At 51.8% G+C, this 23,901-nt stretch carries 24 protein-coding genes; 14 read left to right on the forward strand and 10 right to left on the reverse strand.

Annotated features, from left to right (window positions below; all coding sequences use genetic code 11):
* Positions 1 to 522, forward strand: a complete 522-nt coding sequence (locus QLQ17_RS08740) for a superoxide dismutase family protein (protein ID WP_283209202.1) — start codon at positions 1 to 3, stop codon at positions 520 to 522.
* A 61-nt stretch (positions 523 to 583) separates the two neighbouring features.
* Here the strand turns inward: QLQ17_RS08740 and QLQ17_RS08745 are convergent, their stop codons facing one another.
* Complete coding sequence (locus QLQ17_RS08745) at positions 584 to 1,825, reverse strand: ABC transporter substrate-binding protein (RefSeq protein WP_283209203.1); 1,242 nt, start codon at positions 1,823 to 1,825, stop codon at positions 584 to 586.
* 192 nt (positions 1,826 to 2,017) lie between these two features.
* Between QLQ17_RS08745 and QLQ17_RS08750 the strand changes: the two genes are divergently transcribed.
* Positions 2,018 to 2,647, forward strand: a complete 630-nt coding sequence (locus tag QLQ17_RS08750) for a hypothetical protein (RefSeq protein WP_283209204.1) — start codon at positions 2,018 to 2,020, stop codon at positions 2,645 to 2,647.
* Positions 2,648 to 2,730: 83 nt separating this feature from the next.
* On the opposite strand, the gene QLQ17_RS08755 is transcribed toward QLQ17_RS08750, so the two are convergent.
* A complete protein-coding gene (locus QLQ17_RS08755; RefSeq protein WP_283209205.1) occupies positions 2,731 to 3,204 on the reverse strand; it encodes a MarR family winged helix-turn-helix transcriptional regulator in 474 nt (157 codons plus the stop codon).
* 185 nt (positions 3,205 to 3,389) lie between these two features.
* Here QLQ17_RS08755 and QLQ17_RS08760 point away from each other — a divergent pair, with 185 nt between their 5' ends.
* The 6 genes from QLQ17_RS08760 to QLQ17_RS08785 all read left to right on the forward strand — a co-directional run bounded on the left by QLQ17_RS08760 (position 3,390) and on the right by QLQ17_RS08785 (position 10,149).
* On the forward strand, positions 3,390 to 4,232 hold the full coding sequence (locus tag QLQ17_RS08760; protein WP_283209206.1) for an alpha/beta fold hydrolase: 843 nt from the start codon (positions 3,390 to 3,392) through the stop codon (positions 4,230 to 4,232).
* 80 nt (positions 4,233 to 4,312) lie between these two features.
* Complete coding sequence (locus tag QLQ17_RS08765) at positions 4,313 to 7,474, forward strand: outer membrane lipoprotein-sorting protein (protein ID WP_283209207.1); 3,162 nt, start codon at positions 4,313 to 4,315, stop codon at positions 7,472 to 7,474.
* A 1-nt stretch (position 7,475) separates the two neighbouring features.
* Positions 7,476 to 8,738 (forward strand): DUF1302 family protein, encoded by a 1,263-nt coding sequence (locus tag QLQ17_RS08770; protein WP_283209208.1) that lies wholly within the window; start codon positions 7,476 to 7,478, stop codon positions 8,736 to 8,738.
* A 31-nt stretch (positions 8,739 to 8,769) separates the two neighbouring features.
* Positions 8,770 to 9,198: a hypothetical protein gene (locus QLQ17_RS08775; RefSeq protein WP_283209209.1), complete on the forward strand. Its 429-nt coding sequence runs from the start codon at positions 8,770 to 8,772 to the stop codon at positions 9,196 to 9,198.
* Positions 9,195 to 9,614 (forward strand): MAPEG family protein, encoded by a 420-nt coding sequence (locus QLQ17_RS08780; RefSeq protein ID WP_283209210.1) that lies wholly within the window; start codon positions 9,195 to 9,197, stop codon positions 9,612 to 9,614. Before QLQ17_RS08775 ends, QLQ17_RS08780 begins: the two co-directional genes overlap by 4 nt.
* Positions 9,615 to 9,714: 100 nt before the next feature.
* Positions 9,715 to 10,149, forward strand: a complete 435-nt coding sequence (locus QLQ17_RS08785) for a hypothetical protein (RefSeq protein ID WP_283209211.1) — start codon at positions 9,715 to 9,717, stop codon at positions 10,147 to 10,149.
* A 47-nt stretch (positions 10,150 to 10,196) separates the two neighbouring features.
* Here QLQ17_RS08785 and QLQ17_RS08790 read toward each other — a convergent pair whose 3' ends face one another.
* Complete coding sequence (locus QLQ17_RS08790) at positions 10,197 to 11,027, reverse strand: AraC family transcriptional regulator (protein WP_283209212.1); 831 nt, start codon at positions 11,025 to 11,027, stop codon at positions 10,197 to 10,199.
* Between the two features lie 8 nt (positions 11,028 to 11,035).
* On the reverse strand, positions 11,036 to 11,506 hold the full coding sequence (locus tag QLQ17_RS08795) for a nuclear transport factor 2 family protein (protein ID WP_283209213.1): 471 nt from the start codon (positions 11,504 to 11,506) through the stop codon (positions 11,036 to 11,038).
* Between the two features lie 111 nt (positions 11,507 to 11,617).
* Between QLQ17_RS08795 and QLQ17_RS08800 the strand changes: the two genes are divergently transcribed.
* Complete coding sequence (locus QLQ17_RS08800) at positions 11,618 to 12,187, forward strand: TetR/AcrR family transcriptional regulator (RefSeq protein WP_283209214.1); 570 nt, start codon at positions 11,618 to 11,620, stop codon at positions 12,185 to 12,187.
* 53 nt (positions 12,188 to 12,240) lie between these two features.
* Here QLQ17_RS08800 and nrtS read toward each other — a convergent pair whose 3' ends face one another.
* The 4 genes from nrtS to QLQ17_RS08820 form a co-directional block, all read right to left on the reverse strand.
* Entirely contained in the window at positions 12,241 to 12,459 is a 219-nt protein-coding gene (nrtS, locus tag QLQ17_RS08805; protein WP_283209215.1) for a nitrate/nitrite transporter NrtS, read from the reverse strand.
* Positions 12,437 to 13,867: a dihydrolipoyl dehydrogenase gene (locus QLQ17_RS08810; protein ID WP_283209216.1), complete on the reverse strand. Its 1,431-nt coding sequence runs from the start codon at positions 13,865 to 13,867 to the stop codon at positions 12,437 to 12,439. Before QLQ17_RS08810 ends, nrtS begins: the two co-directional genes overlap by 23 nt.
* A gap of 50 nt (positions 13,868 to 13,917) precedes the next feature.
* Positions 13,918 to 14,184, reverse strand: coding sequence for a glutaredoxin family protein (locus QLQ17_RS08815; RefSeq protein ID WP_283209217.1), 267 nt, complete (start codon positions 14,182 to 14,184; stop codon positions 13,918 to 13,920).
* A gap of 173 nt (positions 14,185 to 14,357) precedes the next feature.
* Positions 14,358 to 15,257, reverse strand: a complete 900-nt coding sequence (locus QLQ17_RS08820) for a LysR family transcriptional regulator (RefSeq protein WP_283209218.1) — start codon at positions 15,255 to 15,257, stop codon at positions 14,358 to 14,360.
* Between the two features lie 175 nt (positions 15,258 to 15,432).
* Between QLQ17_RS08820 and QLQ17_RS08825 the strand changes: the two genes are divergently transcribed.
* The 5 genes from QLQ17_RS08825 (at position 15,433) to QLQ17_RS08845 (ending at position 21,563) form a co-directional block, all read left to right on the forward strand.
* Positions 15,433 to 15,978, forward strand: coding sequence for a carboxymuconolactone decarboxylase family protein (locus QLQ17_RS08825; protein ID WP_283209219.1), 546 nt, complete (start codon positions 15,433 to 15,435; stop codon positions 15,976 to 15,978).
* An 89-nt stretch (positions 15,979 to 16,067) separates the two neighbouring features.
* Positions 16,068 to 17,675: a 2Fe-2S iron-sulfur cluster-binding protein gene (locus QLQ17_RS08830; RefSeq protein WP_283209220.1), complete on the forward strand. Its 1,608-nt coding sequence runs from the start codon at positions 16,068 to 16,070 to the stop codon at positions 17,673 to 17,675.
* A 248-nt stretch (positions 17,676 to 17,923) separates the two neighbouring features.
* A complete protein-coding gene (locus tag QLQ17_RS08835; protein ID WP_283209221.1) occupies positions 17,924 to 19,738 on the forward strand; it encodes a DUF3604 domain-containing protein in 1,815 nt (604 codons plus the stop codon).
* 3 nt (positions 19,739 to 19,741) lie between these two features.
* Positions 19,742 to 20,608: a peptidylprolyl isomerase gene (locus QLQ17_RS08840; protein ID WP_283209222.1), complete on the forward strand. Its 867-nt coding sequence runs from the start codon at positions 19,742 to 19,744 to the stop codon at positions 20,606 to 20,608.
* Positions 20,589 to 21,563 (forward strand): HupE/UreJ family protein, encoded by a 975-nt coding sequence (locus tag QLQ17_RS08845; RefSeq protein ID WP_283209223.1) that lies wholly within the window; start codon positions 20,589 to 20,591, stop codon positions 21,561 to 21,563. Before QLQ17_RS08840 ends, QLQ17_RS08845 begins: the two co-directional genes overlap by 20 nt.
* A 9-nt stretch (positions 21,564 to 21,572) precedes the next feature.
* Here the strand turns inward: QLQ17_RS08845 and QLQ17_RS08850 are convergent, their stop codons facing one another.
* Both QLQ17_RS08850 and QLQ17_RS08855 read right to left on the reverse strand, forming a co-directional pair.
* Complete coding sequence (locus QLQ17_RS08850; protein ID WP_283209224.1) at positions 21,573 to 22,508, reverse strand: ketopantoate reductase family protein; 936 nt, start codon at positions 22,506 to 22,508, stop codon at positions 21,573 to 21,575.
* A 158-nt stretch (positions 22,509 to 22,666) separates the two neighbouring features.
* Positions 22,667 to 23,749: a zinc-binding dehydrogenase gene (locus tag QLQ17_RS08855; protein WP_283209225.1), complete on the reverse strand. Its 1,083-nt coding sequence runs from the start codon at positions 23,747 to 23,749 to the stop codon at positions 22,667 to 22,669.
* Between the last annotated feature and the right edge of the window lie 152 nt (positions 23,750 to 23,901).

The following is a 23,901-nucleotide window of genomic DNA, read 5'->3' on the forward strand; positions in this document are numbered from 1 at the left end:
ATGATGCGTTTACTAGTTGCTCTCGTTATCACAGTCGTTGCTTTGTCTGCTCATGCTGGCAAGCACACTATGAAGGCTAATGCCGATCTCATTGGTAATTCAGGAGATGTAATCGGCGAGGCTCATCTGATGCAAGGACCACATGGCGTTTTGATTCATGTTCGGGTCACTGGATTGGAACCTGGCAAGCATGGACTCCATCTTCATAGCCACGGCGACTGTCTGCCGGAAACTGGCTTTAAATCTGCGCAGGGGCATGTAGGAAAAGTAAAAGATGCTCACGGGCTGATGAATCCAAAAGGGCCGGAACCGGGTGATCTGCCCAATATCTTCGTAGGCGCAGACGGTGTTGGCGAAATGGAGGCGTTTACGTCGCTCGTATCGTTGAAAGGCGGTAAGCATGGGCTGCTGGATGAAGATGGTTCGACGTTTATCATTCATCAGAACGCCGATGACCACATCACACAACCGATCGGTGGCGCTGGCCCACGAGTTGCGTGCGGTACGATTCGTGCGAATTGACCAGCGCGGGTAGTTCATCGAACTGGTAGCGGCTGCTGCCATTCGTGTCGAGGCCCTCAGGTCAGTCCTTGCTGTTTAGGGGGCCGAACACCTCGATTCTGGCGTGCTCTAGTTTTTTCGTCATTTCCTCTACATCACCGGTCGTGATGAATTCTGCCATCAACGGAGTGGCCAGTTTGTCAAAAGCAGGCAGCGTATCTCTATCGAAGAACTGCGCAACTCCCTCCGCCCGCCTCAACAATCTGGCACCTTCTTGAATGAATCGGTCGTCTCCAACACGGCCGTCCTTATTGGGGGGAAGGTAGCCCAACCCCTCATTAAGAGAGGATTGAACATCGGCGCGCGCGATGAAGCGAAGGAACGCTTTTGCTTCTTCTACTTTTGGGGTGCTTTTGGGAATCATGAATACGTCTGTAGGCGCATTCTCATAGTAGGGCATGTCTTCGTTTATTTTGGGGAAGGGCATAAAACCGATGTCCTCAACCAGCGGGTCGCCAGTCGGCCACCTGCTGGCAACAAAATTACCGAGCAAAAGAAATCCGATTTTATTCCTGTAAAAAAGAGGGAGTTCGCCATCCCAGTTGTGAAGTTTGTGGTCCTGATTATAGAAGTCGCGATCTATTAACTTCTTCCACTCATTCAGGACCCTTTGTACCCTTTCATCATGAAAGGACACTTTTCCATTCAGCAGGTTAAGATGAAATTCCAGGCCATTTATGCGCAGGTCAATGTAATCGAACCAGGCAGCAGCGGGCCAATTCTGTTTCGATCCGATACCAATGGGAGTAATGCCAGCTTCCTTCATTCTGGCTAGAACGTTCAGAAAGGATTCCCAGTCGTCAGGCACTCCACCAAATCGTTCAACCATTGTTTTCCGATAGAAAATGCCCCAGTGATAATAGGCAAACGGAATTGCATAGACGTCTCCGTCGAGCGTTACACCTGGCTTTACGTGTAAAAACTGATCGTCATAATTCTGTGCTTCCCAAACCTCGGTAATTGGCAAAATCAAACCTCTTCCTGCATAGCCATACAGGCGTTGCGAGGCACTCCAAAACATCACATCAGGCGTATCCTTGCCCTCTATCAACCAGACAGGGACTTTCCGCTTATAAGCGAGATCTGACTCGACGACCGATGTCACCCTGATACCGGTTTCAACGTAAAACTGGTCAAAAATCTGCTCGAATCTGTCTCTCTGATTGGGCTGGAGTTGAAGGCTGACACGAATACCCTCGGCATACAGTAGCGTCGGCGCGCAGCAAAGGAGAAATACGATATAGAGTAGGGCCCTGAATTCCATCGTCTCGTACCTGAGTCTGCCCGGAACACATCGTCTCAAAAGTATAGACGCAATAAAGAATCTCACCGTGCAATTCAACTGGACTGAAACTCGTCCCGCAGCTTTAAATAACGATGCAGCGTCCGGCTGCTATTCTTGTAAATGCGCAAGTGAACAATCTCGATTCCTCATTCAAGGCCGTGGAGAAACTGCATGACGCTTGCAATCGCTTCGAGGGTGGCTGGGCACGCAAAACCGGGGAAGATCAGGTTGCTGCTGCTCAGTCTGTTTGTGGGTAGTCTGATTCTGGCTTTGATCATGACCTGGGTCGCACACGCTCTTGATAGGGAAGAAGCCGAGATGCATCGACTGACCGAGACCATCTTGGCGACCGAAGGTGACGTGAGGCAGTTGCGCGCAATGTTAGGAGAACCTGACTATGAGTCCACCAGCCTATTCTGGGGCATGTACTCAAAATCTCTGCTGATGGCCGGGAAAAGTGACCACCTTATACAGCGCGCAATTGCACAAGGGTTGAACCACACCCAGGGATGGGAGTTCATCCGCCTGGTTGAGAACGTTGAGCCCTACGTTATGGGATATACCTCTCAGCAAATCAGCGCATACCAGCGACTGATCGCAGGCTTCAAGGATCCTGCACTAGAGTTCGATAGTGACTTTGTCGTTTTGTGGAAAACCTGTATCGACAGCTTTGCCAACAGGTATGACGGATACACCGGCAGGATTCTGTATTACCAGGATGTGCTGCGGTGGGAAGACAAAACACTCTGTCCGGGATTGAAAGATCGGGCGCATCGTATGCTCCAGCATGCACAACTGTAATTGGACGACCACATCAAAATACCGCACCGCCTCAGGTCCTCAATGAACAACCTCACTGTTGTCGAAGCAGGGGCGTTTCGAGTTCACAGGGTTTTCTGCAACTTCTGACTGTACCGCCTGAGCTTCCGAGTGGTTTCAGCCCAGTCGTCTTCTCCCACAAGATCCGTAAACTCCTTGTGAGCCTCTTCCCATTTAATCAAAGCCTCAGAATAGATTTCTTCACCCTCAGCCGTAAGTGACAGCCCAAGCGACCGTTTGTTGCCGGTGGGCTTGGTCTGCAGCAAGCCTTTCGATATCAGTTTTTCGACCGTACGCTGGAGCGATGTACGCTCCATGCCAAGCAGCTCCGCCAGCTCGTTGATCGAGTTTGGCGGGTAGAGTTTGATCGCATTCAGAATCGAAAATTGAGTAATGCGAAGCCCGGTTTCTGCCAGCTTGTTGTTGTAATGGCGGGTGACCAGCCTGGAAAAAACCCGCGAGTAAAGCGCCGCACATGTTTTCCCGATATCCAGAGGGGAGATCAGATCTGCATTCAGTGCATCCGACATAAAATTCATGGCCTCTTTAGGTGTATATACACTTAGCGTAATCCAAAATCCTTGGGCATGTCCATGGCGCTCAAAAATTCCTCTATAAAATCCATCAAAAAAGGGTTGCCTTTTTACTTGAAGTGTATATACACTTTAATCAGCGGCCCTATCAACGGCAATGCACCCGAATCTAAAAACGGAGGTATAAGGTGATGACATTCTCAATGAAGCTGTTCAGATTCTCGTTCGGCACATACAGTCGGGCGCTGCCCGCCAAAGCTGCCCAAAAAGCGGTTGGTTTGATGACAAGCCCCCGCATCAGTGAAGAAAAGCGGAACGCTGTCAGGGCGCAGTTTAACTACAGCACGGCGCTGAAGCGGGGCGGGACGCTGTCTGTTTACGGGCAGGGGTCGAAAAGCATCTTGCTGCTGCACGGCTGGTCAGGTTGGGTTGGGCAGTTTTCGGATCTGCTGAACCAGCTCGACCCTGCTGAGTACACCATCCTTGCGGTCAACCCGATGGGGCACGGCGATTCCTACGCTAATGAGTCTCACCCAGGGCGTTTTATTGAGGCTGTTCTCGATACCTATGAGTTCATTGGAAAAAACATTGATGTAGCCATCGGTCACTCCCTCGGATCAGCCGCGCTGGTATACGTACAGGCGGTCAAGCAATGCTTTAATCGCCTTGCCCTGGTTTCCGGGCCTGCCTCCATCGAAGGAGTTCTCAACCGCTTCGCTTCGTTTTTGGATCTGGGCGAAAGCAGTAGGGACATCTTCATCCGAAAGATGGAGGGCAAGGTCGGTCTGACCATCGACCAACTAGACCTGGTTAAGCTTGCCCCTTCGATCAAGCAACCGGTTCTGCTGTTTCACGATCGCGATGACAGAGAGATTCCAGCAAGCGATTCTCACGAGCTGGATAAAGCGTTTCCAAGAAGCCGTCTCGTCGAAACTCGGGAAAACGGTCATAACCGGATCCTGAAAGATGACATTGTCATCACCGAAATTCTGGAATTCCTCGGCCCCGTTCAAGAGGTGCGGAAAGCGTCCTGAATTTTGATTAGGTAATCGGTGTGGCGTATCGACGCCATTTTTTTAAAGCTTTATAGTGTATATACACTTAGGGAGGAGCAATGGCTCAGGAAATTTCCACGCATGGGGAACGGCACACGCGTGCTTATGGCTTCTTCTTGCGCGTAATCCAGTTGCGCTGGCTAACACTTATTACGGCGCTGTTTATGGTGGTCGGCCTCGGAAGTCAGCTCGGAACGCTGAAAAAGAATACCCAGGCGGATGCATTTATCGATGAAAACGAGCCTGCACTGGTGTACCGGAAAGCTGTCGAGCGCATTTTTAACCTTAAGGACCCCCTTGTGCTTGCTGTCGCCAACAGCGGCGAGAAGGGCATCTACAACCGGGAAAGCCTTGAACTGGTGCGCTGGCTGACCAATGCCCTGGCCTCTGTTGAAAATATTGATCCTCAGGGGATTACGAGCCTCGCCACGGAAAGCAATATTGAGGGCGATACGTTTGGCATGGAGGTTCGAGAATTCCTTGATGGCCCCCTGAGCGACGCGCACATCGCCTGGATAAAAAACGGCATCAGACATTTCCCCCTCTATGAGGGCAGTCTGGTTGCTGCAGACGGCTCAATGACGCTTGTTATCGCCGAACTGTTGGACCAAGAGCAGGCAGAAGCTACCTATCAGGCCGTCACTACCTTAATAGAACAGGCACCCACTGGGTCGAACGACGTTCATGTAGCAGGAGAGGGTGCCGTAGTCGGGTTTTTATCAGAGTACATCGACCGAGACGCCAAGAGACTGAATCCTCTTGCGGCACTCATCATCACTGCTGTTCTGGTCGTTGCGTTTTTTTCCTTACGAGCTGCTTTGATCCCCAACTTGATTGTGCTGGGGACCGTTGCTGTGACACTTGGCGCGATGGCCTCCAGCGGCACTGAGTTTTTCGTCATCACCAATGGACTCATTGTTTGCATGATTGGCATTGCCGTGGCGGACTCCATTCATATTTTTTCCGAGTATTACGAAACGCAGGCAGCCGATCCTTCCTTGCAGCGCGCCGATGCGATTGCGATTTCGATGGCCAGAATCTGGCGTCCCGTCACGCTGACGACGCTAACCACGGCAGCGGGTTTCCTTGCGCTTTACCCCACAAACGACATGCCGCCCATGCAATTCTTTGGAGTGTTTGGCGCATTTGCCGTGTTTGTCGCCGGAATTCTCAGTTTGTTCGTCACGCCCTCACTGCTTTCCTTCGTCAAACTGAAGCCCAGTCGTGCTTTCAAGCATCAGAGTAATCAGCGTCAGAGCCGTGGAATCTTGAAGGTCCTGTCCCATGTCGCGCTGGAGCATCCCAGGAAGGTTCTGGGTGGCGGAATGTTGGTAGCCGCAATTTCCTTGGTTGGCGCGACAAAGGTCATTGTGAATGAGGAACGGATTGAAAATTTCCAGCCATATGAAGCGATTTACGTGGCTGACAAGGCCATCAATCGGGCTATGGACGGTACTTATTTCCTGGATGTGGTGATTGAAACGCCTGAAGCTGAAGGAATATATGACCCTGGCGTTCTTTCAAAAATCAATGAGCTACAAACATTCCTCGAACAACAAACTGAAGTACATGGCACGACGTCCATCGTTGATTACATCAAGCAGATGCACAAAGCCGTCAATGAAGACGACGCCCGGTTCTATTCCTTGCCGGACGACAAGAACCTGATTGCCCAATTGTTTCTTCTTTATACTGCTTCTGGTGATCCAACCGATTTCGAGGAGCGGGTGGATTCTCAGCGCCAGACTGCTCTTGTTAGGGCCAGCCTGAAAGAAGGTTCTTATCTGCTGTCTCAATCCCTGGTTCCGAAACTTGAGCGCTATCTGCAATCCCAGTTTAACGGTGAAGTCACGGCGCAGATCAGTGGTCGAATCAACGTAGACTATCACTGGATTGGCGGTATTGCCGAAACCCATCTGAACAGCGTGATCGTCTCTTTTGTGGCCGTATTTTTGATGGCGGCACTGCTTTTCCGATCCATCGTCGGCGCCTTGATGGCTGGCATACCCGTCGGTCTTTCAATCCTGGTGATTTACGGTGTAATGGGACTGAAGGGAATCTGGCTGGGCGTCGGCACATCCATGTTCGCCGCTATCGCCATCGGCCTGAGTGTCGATTTCGCCATCCACACCATTGAGCGCCTCAAACAACTCTCGCCCCAGAGTACTGACGCGTCGATGAAACAGCAGATCGCCGGTCTGTTTATGTCCACTGGCAGGGCTCTCTGGTTCAATCTTCTGGCGGTTGCTTTGGGCTTTGGCGTGTTGATGACCAGCAAGGTCCCGCCACTGATCAATTTTGGAGCTCTGGTGGCACTGGCCGTATCGATCGCATTCCTCGCCAGTTTGCTGGTGCTTCCTGCAATCGTTTACATCTTCAAACCGCGATTTATATTCAATCCAAATGGCAGTTTCTGGAAAACCAGCCTCATCCTTGTAGCAATCCTTCTCGTAGGGACGCTCGCCAAAACGGCCGTTGCGTCAGAGGAAGCGCCTGAGGTTGGACAGATCATCGAGCAAATGAATACTCGGCCGGAGGGGACTTCGGTTCAGCGAGATATGAAGATCACGCTCACGGATAGTCGCGGGAGCGTTCGCGAAGAGCAAACTCGCGCCTTTCGTCGCTACTTTGGCGAGACCAAGAAAACCGTCATCTTTTACACAAAGCCGGGCACGGTCGCGGGCACCGCATTTTTGACCTGGGATTATGCAGAGTCACAGAGGGACGATGACCAGTGGCTCTACCTCCCCGCACTACGGAAAGTACGCCGCATCTCGGCTTCCGACCGTGGGGATTACTTCCTCGGCACGGACTTTACGTATGAGGAGATCAAAAAGGAGAGCAAGATCGCTGCGGAGGACTATCGCTTCTCCCTTCTGGGTGAAGCGCAGGTCGACGGCCATCACACCTGGAAAGTGGAGGCCACACCGGTTTCCGCGGAAGTCAGCAATGCTCTGGGTTATGGAAAGGTGGTGCTGTGGATCGATTCGACAGTTTGGATCCCCAGAAAGAACGAGTACTGGGACGTCAACGGGAATTTCCTGAAGACCGTCTACGCCCGAAACATCGAAAACATTGATGGCATCTGGGCGGTAAGCGAACTTGAAGCGGTGAACCAGAAAACGGGTCACAGCACCCGCATCCAATTCGAGAACACGGATTACGGAGCTGAAGTACCTGCTCGCTTGTTCGAACAACATGCGTTGAAGCGGGGGTATTGAAATGAAACGCTTCACTCAAGTTATCGCCCTCGTAAATTTGATTGGTATCGGTCCGTTCGCTAGCGCGATGGATCTGGAGCATGCGTCTCTTGTGAGCTTCGAGAGTGCCTATACTCATGAATCTGGCACCTGGCAGAAACAGGAACTGATCTGGCGGCCAGAGTGGACTGCCCGGTTTAACTCGGGTGCCCGTCTCACACTGTTGGGAGAAGCACGCATGGATGCAGAGGATAATCTTGATCCAGGCCAGCCACGGCAGCCCTTTAGGGCAGGGCTCACTCGTAAGAACTTCCCCGATGACCGTATCGACCTGGAGCTCAGAGAACTCTATCTGGATCATTACCTGGCGGACACCTATCTCCGAGTGGGTAAACAGCAGATTGTCTGGGGCCAGGCAGATGGCTTGAGAGTGCTGGATGTGATCAACCCATTGAGCTACCGCGAGTTCATCTTGCCCGACATCGAGCATCGCAGAATCCCTCTGTGGTCTGCGCTGGCGGAAATTCCAGTCGAGGAATGGACGGCGCAAATTGTCTGGATTCCCGACGCCACGGTCACCGAAAGCCCGCTGCCGGGAGCATCCTATTCCGTCATTCCAGACCCTTTTGGCAAGGGCAGGTTAACGGTGGATCGCCCGGAATCACTTGAGCAGAGCGATGTTGGTTTCAGGCTATCGAGCTTTCAGAAGGGATGGGATCTGACGCTGAATTATCTGTACCACACCATTGATGATCCGCTGATCCGTTTCGATTCCGCAGAGCGAAGGGTCCTCGCAAGCTACAACCGTTCACACCTCATTGGAGCCACTGCCTCAAAACCCTTCGGCAGTATGACGTTGCGCTCTGAAATCGGGGTCGAGACCGAAAAACGATTTTTCGATACCGCCTCAGGGAATGTCATTGAGTCTGAGGTTGCATCTTATGTCCTTGGCCTGGATTTCAGTGGCTTCGCCGACTGGTTTATCAGCGGCCAGCTGTTTCAAACCCACCGTTTCAACCACCTGAGCGGCACCGAACGCTCCAGTGAAATGGTGACATTGCTGTTACGTCGGGATGCTTTTAACAACGCGCTTCAGCTGGAGGCGTTGAGCATCTATGACGTAGACGTTAAGGATTCATTGATACAGCTGGAAGCGGAATACACCGCTGCAACCAACGTGGTCATCCGGGCGGGCTCTGACCTCTTCTTTGGAGAGCGAAGCGGCACTTTTGGCCAGTTCCGGGATGAAAGCCGGATTACAGCCGGCTTCACCCTGAGTTTTTAACGAATAACATTCTTAACACAGGAGATTAATAATGTTAGATAAAGCACTGATCACATTTGGGATAGTTCTTTACGCGGTTGTCGTTCCTTACCTGGAAATAAACGATACCCACGTCTTCAATTCTGCCTGGGTCGCTCATGCAAAATTGCATGAGGTGTGGCAGTTGATCACGAACTCATCGCTTGGAGCCGTTGCTCTGTGGTTGACCTGGTTTACTGCCGACGGAAGAGGCAAGGCAAGCCTTATCGCCTTACTGGTAACCGGGGGCTTCCTCGCCGCGTTTGCCATGCAGGATCTTTATGGAGGATCCATGGTTCACCCAGATGGCACCGAAAAAACAGCCTTTGGCATCAACGTTGGTGTTCTGGGTTTTGGCTGGGTATTTCTTAGCTCCCTGTTTACGTTGGCGAGGGCAGCAAAAGACGCTTCCGCAAAGGCACAATCAGGAGTCTACCAATGAGCAACCAGCTGATTCTTTACCCGGTGCTGGCCCATATGTTTCTGGTATTTGGTCTGTATATCCTTCTGGGCAAACGAAAGTCTGCCGCTCGACGCAGCAAAACCGTCGACTTGAAGAAAGCAGCTCTGGATACGAATGCATGGCCTGGCGACGTTATTCAAGTGTCCAACTGCATCACTAACCAGTTTCAAACACCGGTCATTTTCTATGTGCTTGCGATGATTCTTTTAACTCAGGAGTTCACCAACGTTTATACCCTTGGGCTTGCCTGGGTATTCGTCCTTGCGCGTTACACTCACGCCTATGTGCACGTAGGCAGTAATTATGTGCCGATGCGATTACGATTCTTCTTGATCGCAACGCTCTCACTCTTAATCCTGACCGGGATGGTGATGGTGCTTCTTCTGATGCAATGAACTTTTCATCAATCCAAACGCAAACGAAGAACCCAAATTTATCGAGATGCCATCACAGTGATAGGCGCGACAGAAAAGACCGGAGATACGGAATATGCAAATGAATGTGATTGCGCTTGTAGTCGGCACCATCATTGCTGCGATAGTTATCGGGAAGCTGGGACGCGCTCGCTCTGCTAACAGCATCAAACTTTACGCAGTTTTCCTGGCAACATTTCCTGTCTATTACTTCGTTTTCGCAGTTTGGGCAGGGGATTTTGATGCACTCTTTAAAGAAATACTGGTGAGTCTCGGATTTTTATCCCTTGCCATCATTGCCCACAAGTCAAAAAGCCTTGCCAGTCTTATTGTGCTCGCCGTCGGATACATAGGGCATGCCATCTATGATGTGGCTCATGATGAACTATTCATTAACTCCGGTACGCCCAACTGGTGGCCGGAGTTCTGCGGCGCTGTCGACGTCATTATTGGGGCGTACTTGCTGTACATCGTGCACGTGACACTGCATGGGCGGGGAAAATCGCGAGAGGGATAAGGGAACGGTTTCCAACAATAAGCAGTTCTTCTTTCTGGATTCCACGACTAACCAATCGTGGTTGTGCTCAGTTTCTTCCATTCTCTGGGAGTCAGGCCGGTATTTTTTTTGAACGCACGAGCAAATGCCGATGGATCCTCATAGCCAACTTCGAGGCCTATGAGGGACATTGGCAGATCTTTCTTGATCCGTTTTTTTGCCGCTGCAATCCTTGCATTTTGCACATATTCACCGGGGCTCATTCCCAGTAGATTCTTAAAATTCTGGATAAAACTGGAACGGGACATGGCCACCACTTCCGCCAATTTATCGACCGTTAGATCCTGACTAAGATTAGCGTCGATAAAATTGATGACCTTACTCATCTGGCGATCTGCCAGCGCTGCCAGCATTCCTTTGTTCGAATTGCCGCCGGAGACAATATGCCTTAATACATTCACAAAAATGAGCTCCACGAGTCGATTCATGACCGCATCTCGACCTTCGTGGTTCGTTTCCGCTTCAGTAAAGAGAACCTCTACAAAAGCGCCCAATCCCGGCACGGAGTCTAAGGGTAGGGTAACGGTGGCCGGCAGGGCCTCTAAAACTGGGTGTCGTTCCCCGATCTGAAATTTAATTGAAGCACAGACCATCTCAGCGCCACTGCGATCTGCACCAAAGAGCCGGTGGGGCTGGGGCTTTACCGAAAAAATCAGAGTTGGTTCACTAAGCGTGCTTTTTTCGCCATTTGCACCAGTGATTTCCAGCACCCCCGACCGGAGCACATGAATGTAGCCGGTTCCTTCATCTTCAAACGACGCAAGTCCGCAGAGCTGCCCTCGGAAAAACACCCCTGCGTTCACATTCAATTGTTCGAGTATGAAAGATAGCCTGTCCATAATAAGTATCAGATTCCCAAGTCACTTAGACCAGGATGATCATCCGGTCTTCTGCCAAGAGACCAACGAAACAGCCTGTCTGATTCCTTGATCGGACTGTCATTGATAGACGCAAACCGGTTTTTCATCAGACCGTTCGCGTCAAATTCCCAGTTTTCGTTGCCATAGGATCGAAACCAGTTCCCGCTGTCATCGTGCCATTCGTAAGCATACCTTACAGCGATCCGGTCGTCTGAAAATGCCCATAACTCTTTGATCAGGCGGTAATCCAGCTCACGATTCCACTTTCGGGTTAAAAATTCCTCTACCTCTGTACGGCCATTTGCGAATTCTGCTCGATTTCTCCAGCGCGTGTCCTCAGTGTAAGCAAGCTTAACTTTGGCTGGATCTCTGCTGTTCCATCCATCCTCCGCAAGACGAACTTTTTTTATAGCAGCCTCGCGGTCAAAGGGCGGAATTGGCGGGCGTTCGTTGCTCATCATTGATCTCCATTGAAAGCAAAATAAAAACTAGACCGGTTGGTCTATTTTGATTATAGACAGATCTGTCTATATCTAGCAACATAGGCCAGTCAAAGATGGGGGGAAGAAATGGGACGACGGCAGCATTTGATCGACACGGCATTGAAACTGTTTTACGAGCAGGGGATTCATGCCACCGGTATCAATCAGGTCCTGGATGTAGCTCAGGTCGCAAAGCAGACGCTTTATAATCACTTTGAGAGCAAAGACAGCCTTGTTGAAGCGGCAGTTGTGCATCGCGACTTTGTTTTCTATGGCTGGCTGGCTGATCGATTGAGCCAGTGCGCAGCCGGCAAGGAAGCCCTACTGGAGGTATTCGATGCCATTCACGACTGGTTTAACAATAAAGTTCCCATGCTAAACCGCTTTTGCGGATGCTTCTTCATTAACACTTGTGGCGAGTTCAGTGACCCGGAACATGAGGTACACAAGCGTTGCGCTGAGCACAAAGCACGGGTGTTTGAGCTCTTGCTCGGCCACGCCAGGAAAGTGACCCGCTCCGAGGCCGAGGCCAAAAATCTGGCCTATGCACTCTCGTTATTGAAGGAAGGGGCCACGATCAAAGCACATGTTGAGGGCGATCTCGAAGCCGCTCTGTCAGCAAAGCAGATCGCCGCCAGAATGATCTCATCACACTGATTCAGGCTGCGTTGAGACCAACGGATCTTAGCGATACCGTGTAAGAGAAACGTTTATTCCTGAGCGTTTTTGCGAGGCCCCCCGGCCGACCACTTACCTAGCAAGAAAACGAAAAATGGCACGCAGTAGGTCAGTACAGCTGGTAACCAACGAATTTCATCGTGTCCCAACAGGGCATCCAGTTGATTAATGACCAATAGAACGGTACCAACCAGCAGAGCTACTTTTATTGCTTGCCGGGTGTGACGTTTAAACAATACGAGCAGTGGCATAAACATCCTCCTCATTCTGCGCTGTATCCAGCTGCGCGGCCGCATCTCTGAAGGCTGTGCGCACGCCCTCTTCAACCACCGGGTGGTAAAACGGCATCGCTAGAATTTCACCCACTGTGAGAGACTGTTGGACCGCCCAGGACAAAAGATGACCTATGTGCTCGGCTGCAGGGCCGAACATTTCGGCACCCAAAAAGATACCAGTGCGTTTCTCCACATAGACCTTAAGCATGCCTTGATTTTTTGCCATGACGCGGCTGCGACCCTGATTATGAAAGCCCACCTTGCCCGTAACAAAACTCTGCTCTTTCAGTTGCTGGGCTCGTTTTCCTACGCTAGAAATTTGTGGGTCGGAGAAGACTACACCCAGACCGGCGCGGCGATGGCCGACCTCAACCAAGGGAAAAACGCCCGCGTTACGACCCGCTATGCGCCCCTCATCTGAAGCTTCATGCAGGAGGGGGATTTCATTGTTAACATCACCCGCAATGAAAACATGGGGCAGGCTGGTCTGAAGGGTGTGCCGGTCAAATACAGGCACGCCACGACCATCTAGAACCAATCCCGTTTTCTCTAAATCGAGCTTGTCGGTATTCGGAACTCGTCCGGTCGCCGCAAGCACGTAGTCCACATCTTCCTTTCGCTGGACGCCAGTTGCATCGCGGTAGGCGAGCCTGACCCCGGAAGGGGTCAACTCCGTTCCGAGGACCTCAGCATTCAATCTCAGGTCAAATTCGGACTGGAATGTGGCGGCCGCGATACCGCGGATCTCTGGATCGCCTATACCGCCTATCGAATCACCGCGCGCCAGCATCGTAACGTTTACACCCAGGCGGCTCAGGGCCTGTCCCAGTTCAAGCCCAATCACGCCGGCACCAACAACGAGCACGGATTTCGGGAGTTGCTCCAGCTCGAAAATATCATCATTAATGACAACTCGATTGCCAGCACCCTCGAGTACTTGGGGAATAGAAGGCCTCGACCCGGTTGCGATGACAATCCGTTTGGCAATGATTTCGAGACCGTTATCGATCAATAGCCTGTGAGCGTCCAAAAACCGCGCGTACCCACGAACTTTGTGCTTATCATCGAACCCATCGACGTCGTTTTCGACGAATCCAACGAACCGATCACGCTCAGCCTTTACCCGCGCCATAACAGCTGCGCCATTGACCTCCACGGAAGGCACATTCACTCCAAAAATTTCTGCATGGCCGGCAGCATGGGCTGCTTCAGCTGCCGCTATAAGGAGTTTGCTCGGCATGCAGCCCACACGCGCACAGGTTGTGCCGTAGGGACCGCCTTCGATAAGCGCAATACTGTCGGTATGTTTTCGAGCCTCTCGATAGGCGCTCATCCCCGCCGTACCGGCACCAATAATCGCAACATCAACGTTCCGCTTGAGCATTTCTTTCTCCAATCTTTTCCGTTGCACCATTCGCACTGTTATTGAGCTTCTCAAGCTGCTCGGCGTCTTAGGTATTGAATGATTGCTTGAGACTCATAGAGCCAATGCGACTGACCATTAGAGTCAATTCTGAGGCAGGGGACCTGGGCTTTACCTCCGCCTTTGACCAGCTCTTCTCGATACGCCGAGTTACCTGCGATATTGCGCAGCTCTACTTCGGTGTCGATAGAGTTCAGCGCGCCCAAGGTGACCTGGCAGAAAGGGCAACCGGGCTGATGGTAGAGAGTCAAAGAAGTGATCTTAGGATTGAATGACATTAGCAATTTCCTCCGCTGTGTTTGTTAACGGTATTGTCATTGCAAATGTCAGGGATAAGGCGGCAGAAAGTTCATAAAAATGGGCTAAGTGTTCAGTAGAAGCACCAGGGAAGGTTTGAGAAACGATTGAATGCCTGACAATGCGTCTCTTCGGAACGCTGAAACTCTTGCAATCAAGTCAGGCTTAATTCATTAGAGAGCCGTTGTGCCATCAGGTCGATAAAACTTCGCACCTTTGAAGAGGACAGTCGACTTTCTCTGTGCACGATGTGAATCGGAATCCTTGGCAATTCATAATTCTCCAGGACGACCTTGAGCCGCCCCGCCTTCAGCTCATCGGCTACCTGGTAGGAGATCACCCTTGTAATACCGAAGCTTTCCAAGGCGGCATTAATCGCTGCTTGGTTCGTGGAGACCATTAATCTTGGATGAATATGAAACGCCGTCTTCCTACCTTTCAGGTCAAATTTCCAGTCGTGCGACATACTTCCGGACTGAGACGAAATCAAGGTGTGATTTTTTAGATCGTCCAGGTTTTGAGGTATGCCGCGTTGTGACAAATAGTCTGGCGAGGCGACCAGCAATACCCGAACATGCCCGACTTTTTTCGCTCTCATGCTGGAATCCGGCAACACGCCTATCCGTATTCCTACATCGAAACCCTCCTCGAGTAAATTCACCACCCGATCAAGGAAAATGGCTTCAACCTGGGTTTGTGGATAGCGATTGAGGTATTCAACCAGGCCAGGAACGATATAGCGCTGACCAAAAAGAACCGGAGCTGTCACGCTCAGAAGCCCCTTGGGCTCCGAGTTGATCCCTATTACGGCTTCATTGGCCAGTTCGATATCCTGGATAATTCGGCGTGCGTCCTCCAGATAACGTGAGCCTGCGTCGGTTGTTTTGACGATGCGCGTGGTCCTGGTGAAAAGCATGACCCCTAGCTCGCTTTCGAGCGCTGCGACGGCTCGAGTAACGGCTGGGGGCGACATGTTTAATCGTCGGCTGGCTGGTGCAAACCCTCCTTCCTCCGCCACCGCGACAAACACTTTCATGAGATGAAGTTGATCCATAGACATTCCCGGTCATTCCAGTGATTGGCGCCCTGATTATTCCGCTATTAGGAATAATGTATTGTGAATTTCGGGTATTCTTTAATCAAGGGTTTTTGGCCAAACTTGCTCTCGTCGGCGAATGAAAGCTTTCGCTAGATCGCCTAAACCACCATTAATTATTAAGGAGCAGACCATGAGCAGAATTAACCTAGTCACCAATGAGCATGCCAGCGATGAACAAAAAGAGCTTTATTCGGCCATTCACGGCCAGTTGGGCATGGTGCCGAATTTCCTGAAAATATTTGCGAACTCGCCTGCAGCACTTCGTGCTTTCCTGGGTCTGCACGGAATCGCAAGCGAAGGAACTCTTGATCCAAAAACCCGTGAACGAATCGCGTTAGGCCTGGCTGAGCAGAATGAATGTCAATATTGCGTGTCTGCACATACTGCAATCGGCCGTAAAGCAGGGCTGTCAAACGATGAAATCGAAGCGAACAGGGCCGGAGGAAGCCAGGATGCAAAAGCAGCGGTCGCAGTAAAATTTGCCAGATCTCTCGCTGAGCATAACGGCGCCGTTTCTACCGCTGAACTCCTGGAAGTTCGGGCTGCGGGCTACGACGATGCCGACATCGTCGAAATAATTACGCATGTCGGGATGAACGTACTCACCAATATCCTGGGAAAAGCCAGCCGGGTGGAAATCGATTTTCCCAAGATAGAGCTAAATACAGCGGCATAGTAGTAATCATTTGATCAAATTGTTGTTAACGCCGCGCTTTGGTTTTCAAAATATTAAGCGCGGTTCTTCAGCTCAGCGAGGCCAACGTCATGCCACATAAATATGCGCAAATAGCTTTTACGGACAGCGTTAGGCAAGTCCAAATTGAGCAAAACAGCCGGTCTGGCTACGCCAAAATGGACCAGGGCGAAGACTATAACCATTTATTGAGCCAGCACGAAGCTGACTTTATCCAGGAGAGAGATAGCTTCTACATGGCCAGTGTCAGCGAGACCAACTGGCCCTATCTGCAACATCGTGGTGGGCCGAAAGGTTTTATGCGGGTACTGGATGCGTCAACGCTGGGGTTCGCAGATTTTAGCGGCAATAGACAATATGTAAGTACCGGAAACTTTCAGACGAACGATCGAATCGCTCTGTTTTTTATGGATTACCCCAATAAACGGCGCCTGAAACTCATGGGCCGGGTGGAGCTGGTACCTAATCAGGACTGGGAAACCCTCGCGAAACTGGAGGTAGACCATTACCGAGCAAATGTAGAGAGAGCTTTTCTGATTCATGTAGAGGCATTTGACTGGAATTGCCCGCAGCATATTACGCCAAGGTTTACCGAGCAGGAGTTAGAGCGCCTGATTGCGCCGTTGGCGTCTGAAAATGAAAGGTTGAAGCAGCAAGTAAAGCGCGCTCAAACGCCCATACAACATCTGGATGAAAATGGCTTGGATGACCGAAAGGCGATGGGAGACGGAGAGCTGCCGCTGGTCATTAGTGGCATTCGGCAGTTGACGCCAAGGGTCCGGGCCTACGAGTTAAGAGATCCGGGTGGTAAAGCGTTGCCTGCCGTAAATGCGGGCTCTCACTTGCGAGTTCCCGTCCGTTTAAAAAGCGGGGAGCTGGTAGAGCGTCATTATTCTATTTGTTCCAATCCGAGACGAAGGGATATTTATGAGATCGCGGTCTTAAAGGACGAAAATGGGCAGGGCGGGTCAGTAGCACTGCATGAAACGTATCATTTGGGAATGCAGTTGAATTGCCATCCGGCGGAAAACCATTTCTCGTTACACCAAGATAGACGACCTGCGGTTTTATTGGCAGGAGGTATTGGTATTACTCCCATCAAAGCGATGGCACAAGCTTTAGAAGCTCGCGGCTCACGTTTTAATTTGCATTATGCCGGCCGCGGAAAAATGGAAATGGCGTTTAGAGATCGCCTGGAAAGAGCTTTTCCAAGCGAGATATCTCTTTATGACAGTCAGACACGGAAGTTAGATGTCAGGCATGTCATGGCGAGCGCTGACCCAGACAGTGTCTTTTACGTGTGTGGACCACAAAGCTTGATTGATACAGTGCTGGACGAAGGCAGGCAGCTTTCTATCGATGCTGATCGAATTCGCTACGAGCGTTTCAGTGCTGCGAAGATTGATAATTCAAACGCATTTACAGTTCACTTGGCGAATTCCGGTAAACAGATCCACGTGGACAAACAGACCAGTCTTCTTGACGCGCTGCTTGAGAACGGCATTGATCATCCCTTCAGCTGTAAAACCGGAGACTGTAAAACCTGTGCGGTCAAAGTCCTGGATGGTGAAGTTGATCATGCCGATAACTGTTTGAGTGAAACTGAAAGAACAGTTGAGCGGGTAATGTGTCCTTGTGTCTCAAGAGCCAAGGGATCGAGTCTGAAACTAAACTTGTAGTTTTTTAGGTGCTACATCGTGCACGTCAAATTAATGGAGCGCCGGCATGCGTGATAGAGCGATACACGCTCGTCGAGCGCTGACCTTTTAGCCTTGATATTTGCGATTCTTGTCTTCTAGTTTTCTTGCAGTGTCGTCGAAAGCTAAAAACTCGACGCACGACGGCAATTTCCAGAATCACCTTCCCTGATAGTTTCTATTTAACTAAAACAAACAGCCTTGATAGGCACCAAATAGGAGCTATCCAGATGTTCAAGCCTGCTTTAGGTTTTGCTGCCCTTGCTGCTTTGAGTCCGCTAGTAGCGACCGCAGCCCCCACCCAGGTCTTCTGGGGCGATACACACCTGCACACTTCCTTGTCTGGCGATGCGTTCGCCATGGGGAACGAAACCGCAGATCCCGACACCGCTTACCGTTTCGCCAAGGGTCAGCCGGTAGTGCATCCCTATAACCGTGTCCGGGTTCAGCTGGACCGTCCTTTGGACTTCCTGGTGGTTGCCGATCACGCCGCTTACATGGGCCTGATGCAGCAAGTCCGTGATGAAAGTGACCTGCTTGAGGGCAGTGAAAATGGGCAGCGTCTGATCGACCTGTGGAAGAACAAAGGTTCAAAGGCCGTTTACTACGATGCGGCCGGCTCCATCGTTCGCGACAAACCCTATCAGGATTTGCTGAAAGACAGCATGCGTGAACCCGTCTGGAATCGGATTGTCGAAGCTGCCGAGGACAACAACGAGCCCGGTAAATTTACCGCGTTCATTGGCTGGGAGTGGACGTCTTTTCCAAACGGCGCAAACCTGCACCGTGTTGTCTTTACAGATACCGGTGGAGAAGTTGCCAAGCAGTTTCTGCCTTATTCAACAACTGATAGCAGCAAGCCTGAAGATCTGTGGAACTGGCTTGACCAGACTTCCGGGTCAACCGGCGCGGACTTCGTGGCAATTCCGCATAACTCCAATATCAGTAAAGGCATGATGTTTAACGACGTGGACAGCAATGGTCATCCCATCACGGCCAGCTATGCCCGCACTCGTATGCGCTGGGAACCCATCGTAGAAGTAACCCAGGTAAAGGGTGATTCAGAGGCTCATCCCGATCTCTCGCCGAATGACCCCTTTGCTGATTTCGAAACCTTCGAGCACGTGATGTCGTTTGGTGCGAAGGAAGAAAAAGAATTTGACCAGGTAGGCAACTACGCCCGCAGTGCGCTCAAGCGCGGTCTCCAGATTGAAGACCGTACCGGCGTTAACCCCTACAAGTTTGGCATGATTGGTTCCACCGACTCTCATACTGGCCTGGCTTCGGCGGATGAGCCCAATTTCTGGGGCAAGTTCGGTGTTGATTCCATTCCGGAAAACAAAGACCGAGAAACGACACCGGGAGCCAGCGGCTGGGCAATGTCTGCTGCAGGCCTGGTGGGAGCCTGGGCGGAAGAAAACTCTCGCGAGTCCCTTTTCGCCGCGTTCAAGCGCAAGGAAGTGTATGCCACTACCGGTCCGCGAATGCAGGTTCGCATGTTCGGTGGCTTTGATTTCAACGAGAGCGATCTCCAAAAGAATAACCTGGCAGAAGTCGGCTATGACAAGGGCGTACCCATGGGCGGCGACTTGCTGGACGCTCCCGAAGGTGAAGCACCGCGTTTCCTGATTCAGGCGGTGAAAGATCCTGTTGGCGCCAATCTGGACCGGGTCCAGGTGGTTAAAGGCTGGCTGGACGAGGAGGGCAACAGCCATGAACAGGTGTTCAACGTTGCATTGTCTGACGGACGTGAAGATCGCGGTAACGACACCAAGCCCGTTGGTAGCACAGTTGATCTGAAAACCGGCCGTTACACCAATACCATCGGCGCAGAGGAGTTGGTGACAGTCTGGACCGATCCTGAGTTTGATGCCGATCAGCGAGCGTTCTATTACGTGCGTGTTCTGCAGATCCCGACTGCGCGTCACACGACTCTGGACGCCCTGGCATTGGGCAAGCCAAGAAATACGATTGCCTACCGGACGGTGATTCAGGAAAGAGCCTATTCCTCACCCATCTGGTACACCCCGGGTAAAGGAAACTAGGCCATGCTGGGTAAACTGTTAAAAGATCCGTTGGTGCATTTCACCCTGGCCGGCATGGCCCTGTTCGCAGGCTACTATGCGGTCGGTGGTCAGGAAGATCAGCTAGATGAAACCACCATTGTGGTAGATCGCAGCGCTCTATTGACGTTTATCCAGTATCGATCAAAAGCGTTCGACGCCGAGCAGGCAAATGAGAAATTGGCCTCTATGAACGAGCAGAAGCGGAAGGAGCTGATTCGCGACTACGTTCGCGAGGAGGCACTGTTCCGAGAAGCCAAGTTGCTGGGAATGATGGAGAACGACTATATCGTTCGTCGTCGCTCGGTGCAGAAGCTCGAGTTCATTGCTCAGGGTGTCGCCGAGAGACTGGGTGAAGTGAATGACCAAGAGCTGACGGCTTATTTTGAGAAATTCCGTGACGATTATTACGTGTCTCCTTCTTACAGCTTCACTCACGTTTTCATCAAAGATGGCGTGGATAATCCTGAGCTGAGGGCAAAGGCTCTACTGGAGAAGTTGAACGCAGAAAGGGTGGGCAATGCAGATGCGACGCCTTTTGGTGATCGTTTCCTTTACCACCGCAACTACGTGGAAAGAACACCCGACTTTATTGCCAGCCATTTCGGCAACCGGTTCAAAGACGGCCTTTCCCAGTTAGAAGCAAGCGTAGAGCGCTGGCAGGGGCCTATCGTGTCCAAATATGGTCTGCACCTGATCAAATTGAACGCCTATCGTCCCGGACGCGCGCCGGAGCTGGCTGAAGTTCGTCATCAGGTCGAAAGTGATTTCCTTCGCTGGCAGAAGATTCAGCAGCAGGAAGTGGCCATTCAGGGAATAGTGGAGCGGTACGATGTGGAAACTCGCCTTTAAACGGCTGCTGATTGCTGCCCTGATTCTGACGCCGTGCCTTACCCTCGCACACGATGCGCGGCCACTGTTCGTCCAGATCAATGAATCAGGCGGCACAGGCGCTGGCATTCACCAGTACACGGTGAAGCTTCAGGTGCCACCTACCGTTGTAACGGGTAATAGGCCATATCTTTCGCTGCCGGAAATCTGCACGGCAGAGCGGATGGGCGTTATCACTCAGCTGAAATGCAGTGCGCCTTTAACCGGTCAGGCCCTTACTATTGGATGGCCAGAACACAACCCGTCTATCAGCACTTTAATCCGGGTGAGCCTGGCATCGGGCGAGAGCTATCAGCAGCTACTGGGCCCTGATGAGAATAACTGGCAGGTTCCCGCAGAGAGAGATTCCCTTGCGGTCGTTAGCGAGTACAGCGTGCTGGGCATCGAGCATATTCTCATGGGTTGGGATCATTTGCTGTTCCTGCTATGCCTGATCTTTATAGCCGGTAATTTCAGGCGCATCCTGATCACGATATCTGGTTTTACCGTGGCCCACTCGTTGACGCTGGTGCTCACCACCCTGGGCCTGATCCGGCTGCCGATTGCCCCGGTCGAGGCCGTGATTGCACTGAGCATTCTGTTTCTGGCGACCGAGATCATCCGCGACCGGCGCGATACACTGGCCTGGAGATACCCGGTTGCCGTCTCGACCTTGTTCGGGTTGATTCACGGTTTCGGTTTTGCGTCTGTATTGCAGGAAATTGGGTTGCCCCAGAATGACCTTGGGCTGGCATTATTGTTCTTCAATATCGGCGTGGAGCTCGGTCAGATTCTTTTTGTGGCCGCAATTATGGCCGCTTTTGCGGTTCTCCGGCGGATCGAAACGTTTCCGCTGGCCCGAGCGCAAGGCGTCCTCGTGTATGGTGCTGGCAGCTTGGCGGCATTCTGGACCCTGGAGCGAGTTTCTGGATTTTAATACTTTGAGCTAGGAAGTATCTGACAGAGCTTCTCTCATTTTCAGAGTCACCAGTACCGTATTGAGGTGCGGCACCTCAATGTTGTAGCGCTTGGCAATTTCAACCACGTTGCCCAGAATGGCATCCCTTTCGATCGGTCGGTTATTCAGATAATCGAGCGCCATGCTGTTTTTGTAGGGCGGCATCTTGCGGGTGCCTTCTATCAGCTTATCAACCGCGTCTTTGGACATCTGGTAGCCATCGGCCGCCGCCACATCCATCACTTCACTGATCATCGCCCTGATCAAATATTCGCCGCCCTTGGCGTCAAGCATGGTTTTTGTGTCGGCGCCGTTTGCTATCACTGACAATGGATTAAAGGCGGTATTCCATAAGCACTTCCTCCAGCGTTCTCGCACGACGGCTTCGGTTAACTTTACTTTTATGCCAGCGCCGGTGAACAGGCTGGACAGGCGTTCACAGTGATCGTCCACCCCTTGGGGATAACGCCCCATCACCAACTGTCCGTACGAGGTATGCTCAACCACACCCGGATCGGTCCGGCTGACAGCGATGAATGCCAGGCAACTAATCAAAGGATTGTCCGGGAACGCTTCAGCCAGTTCGCGTTCAATGTCGATGCCGTTTTCAATAAGGACGAGGGCTGTCTCTTTGCCCATCCAGGGACGTACCAGGGCAGCCCGATCGGTTTGCGGGAGTACCTTTACGCACAGGAACAGGTAGTCCGGAGTTTCCCTGGGGGTGTCACCGTCCCGGTACACATTATCCGGTTGGAAGGACAGGTCGCCCATCGTGCTGTTGACTCGGATGCCGTGATCTTTCACAACCTCGTATTCGGAGCGCAGTACCAGGCTCACCCGGCATCCGGCTCTCTTTAAGAGGGCACCGTAAAAGCTGCCGATGGCCCCGGCGCCTACGACAAGAACCTCAGGTTTATCCGTCATTGAACCGAACTCCTTTCTTTTTGTTTCGGGGGTTCAGGGGGCAGTTGCAGTTTGAAGACTGTTTGCCTCAGATGCCAGTTGACCTTGCTATAGCCGGGAAGTCGCACATAAAAAAGCCACTGCGGTGCAGTGGCTTTGAGCGTGCTGTTGATGAGCCGCTATTGGCCAGGCTTGACCAGTATCTTCACGTCGTACTCAGGCTTAGCGAGGCGCTCGAACGCGTCGGCCATGCCGTCGAGGGAGACGGTATCGGAAATCAGGGCAGATGCCTCAAGATTTCCTTCGGCCAGGTTATGCAACGTTGCGCCAAACTCTTCCGGGCTGTAGAAGCTGGCAAAGCGAATATCCAGTTCTTTCAGAATCGGGAATGCCGGGACCATGGTGTCTTTCTCCATGCACAAGCCGACAACGACAACACGGGCACCAAATGGCGCACCAGCACAAATGTTCTGGATCAGCCCGGGTACACCCACGCATTCGAAGATCAATGAGGGCTTGAGGCCGTCGCCGCCAAACAGGGGAGAGACAGGTCCGTTCTCGTCGCCATTTGAGGTTGCCGCAGCTTCTGCCCAACTCTGATAAGGCGAGTTCTCTGCCGGGTTTACCACCACATCCGCACCCACCTTTTTGGCCAGTTCACGACGCGCCTTTGAAAAGTCAGACGCCACGATGGGTCCGATTTTCATCATTTTCAGGATGGCGATAATGGCAAGCCCGATAGGGCCACAACCGATAACCAGGGGCACATGGTTCTGGTTCGGCTCACCACGGTTAACTGCATGCTGGGCCACAGCCATAGGCTCGGTCAGTGATGCAATATCCGGGTCGAGACCGTTTGGCACTTTCATGGTCAAGCGTCCATCAACCAGCAGGTGCTCGGAAAACCCGCCCGGGATACCAGGCGTGCCGAAGCCCACCATGCGCAGGCCATCTTCTCGAAGGAGGAAGGGCAGGGAAACGACCTTATCACCCTCTTTAAAAGGCGATTCGGGCATGCGGCTCTCAAGCACTTCACCCACAAATTCATGACCCATCAGAATAGGTTGGTCTGTGTCGACGATGGAGGTTCCGACGATCTGGCGGGAACTTTCTGCCAGCTCGTGGGAGTGATGCAGGCAGTGAAGATCAGAGCCACAGATGCCGCAAACAAGCGATTTGACCAGCAGCTCGTTTTCACGGGGTTTGGGGTCTGGAAGGTCAACAATTTTCAGGGCGTCCTGCTGGACGATAGCGCTTCTCATAAAATGTCCTCTTAGTCTTGTTTTTCAACGCTGCTTAGTAGCCAGCGATACGGTCTCGAGGGTGCCGGGTGGATGATTCCACTCCAGGGTGGCGATAACGGAGAACTGTGAGAAGCGAGTAACATCGCTTTAAAAAGATACGACCACAGTGT

It is taken from the genome of Marinobacter sp. CHS3-4, assembly GCF_030053415.1.
GTDB lineage: Bacteria > Pseudomonadota > Gammaproteobacteria > Pseudomonadales > Oleiphilaceae > Marinobacter.

Excerpts from the sequence above, each read along its gene's own strand:
- QLQ17_RS08740 (WP_283209202.1), top strand. The coding sequence starts at position 1 with ATGATGCGTTTACTAGTTGCTCTCGTTATCACAGTCGTTGCTTTGTCT.
- QLQ17_RS08745 (WP_283209203.1), bottom strand. The coding sequence starts at position 1,825 with ATGGAATTCAGGGCCCTACTCTATATCGTATTTCTCCTTTGCTGCGCG.
- QLQ17_RS08750 (WP_283209204.1), top strand. The coding sequence starts at position 2,018 with ATGACGCTTGCAATCGCTTCGAGGGTGGCTGGGCACGCAAAACCGGGG.
- QLQ17_RS08755 (WP_283209205.1), bottom strand. The coding sequence starts at position 3,204 with ATGAATTTTATGTCGGATGCACTGAATGCAGATCTGATCTCCCCTCTG.
- QLQ17_RS08760 (WP_283209206.1), top strand. The coding sequence starts at position 3,390 with ATGACATTCTCAATGAAGCTGTTCAGATTCTCGTTCGGCACATACAGT.
- QLQ17_RS08765 (WP_283209207.1), top strand. The coding sequence starts at position 4,313 with ATGGCTCAGGAAATTTCCACGCATGGGGAACGGCACACGCGTGCTTAT.
- QLQ17_RS08770 (WP_283209208.1), top strand. The coding sequence starts at position 7,476 with ATGAAACGCTTCACTCAAGTTATCGCCCTCGTAAATTTGATTGGTATC.
- QLQ17_RS08775 (WP_283209209.1), top strand. The coding sequence starts at position 8,770 with ATGTTAGATAAAGCACTGATCACATTTGGGATAGTTCTTTACGCGGTT.
- QLQ17_RS08780 (WP_283209210.1), top strand. The coding sequence starts at position 9,195 with ATGAGCAACCAGCTGATTCTTTACCCGGTGCTGGCCCATATGTTTCTG.
- QLQ17_RS08785 (WP_283209211.1), top strand. The coding sequence starts at position 9,715 with ATGAATGTGATTGCGCTTGTAGTCGGCACCATCATTGCTGCGATAGTT.
- QLQ17_RS08790 (WP_283209212.1), bottom strand. The coding sequence starts at position 11,027 with ATGGACAGGCTATCTTTCATACTCGAACAATTGAATGTGAACGCAGGG.
- QLQ17_RS08795 (WP_283209213.1), bottom strand. The coding sequence starts at position 11,506 with ATGAGCAACGAACGCCCGCCAATTCCGCCCTTTGACCGCGAGGCTGCT.
- QLQ17_RS08800 (WP_283209214.1), top strand. The coding sequence starts at position 11,618 with ATGGGACGACGGCAGCATTTGATCGACACGGCATTGAAACTGTTTTAC.
- nrtS (WP_283209215.1), bottom strand. The coding sequence starts at position 12,459 with ATGCCACTGCTCGTATTGTTTAAACGTCACACCCGGCAAGCAATAAAA.
- QLQ17_RS08810 (WP_283209216.1), bottom strand. The coding sequence starts at position 13,867 with ATGCTCAAGCGGAACGTTGATGTTGCGATTATTGGTGCCGGTACGGCG.
- QLQ17_RS08815 (WP_283209217.1), bottom strand. The coding sequence starts at position 14,184 with ATGTCATTCAATCCTAAGATCACTTCTTTGACTCTCTACCATCAGCCC.
- QLQ17_RS08820 (WP_283209218.1), bottom strand. The coding sequence starts at position 15,257 with ATGGATCAACTTCATCTCATGAAAGTGTTTGTCGCGGTGGCGGAGGAA.
- QLQ17_RS08825 (WP_283209219.1), top strand. The coding sequence starts at position 15,433 with ATGAGCAGAATTAACCTAGTCACCAATGAGCATGCCAGCGATGAACAA.
- QLQ17_RS08830 (WP_283209220.1), top strand. The coding sequence starts at position 16,068 with ATGCCACATAAATATGCGCAAATAGCTTTTACGGACAGCGTTAGGCAA.
- QLQ17_RS08835 (WP_283209221.1), top strand. The coding sequence starts at position 17,924 with ATGTTCAAGCCTGCTTTAGGTTTTGCTGCCCTTGCTGCTTTGAGTCCG.
- QLQ17_RS08840 (WP_283209222.1), top strand. The coding sequence starts at position 19,742 with ATGCTGGGTAAACTGTTAAAAGATCCGTTGGTGCATTTCACCCTGGCC.
- QLQ17_RS08845 (WP_283209223.1), top strand. The coding sequence starts at position 20,589 with ATGTGGAAACTCGCCTTTAAACGGCTGCTGATTGCTGCCCTGATTCTG.
- QLQ17_RS08850 (WP_283209224.1), bottom strand. The coding sequence starts at position 22,508 with ATGACGGATAAACCTGAGGTTCTTGTCGTAGGCGCCGGGGCCATCGGC.
- QLQ17_RS08855 (WP_283209225.1), bottom strand. The coding sequence starts at position 23,749 with ATGAGAAGCGCTATCGTCCAGCAGGACGCCCTGAAAATTGTTGACCTT.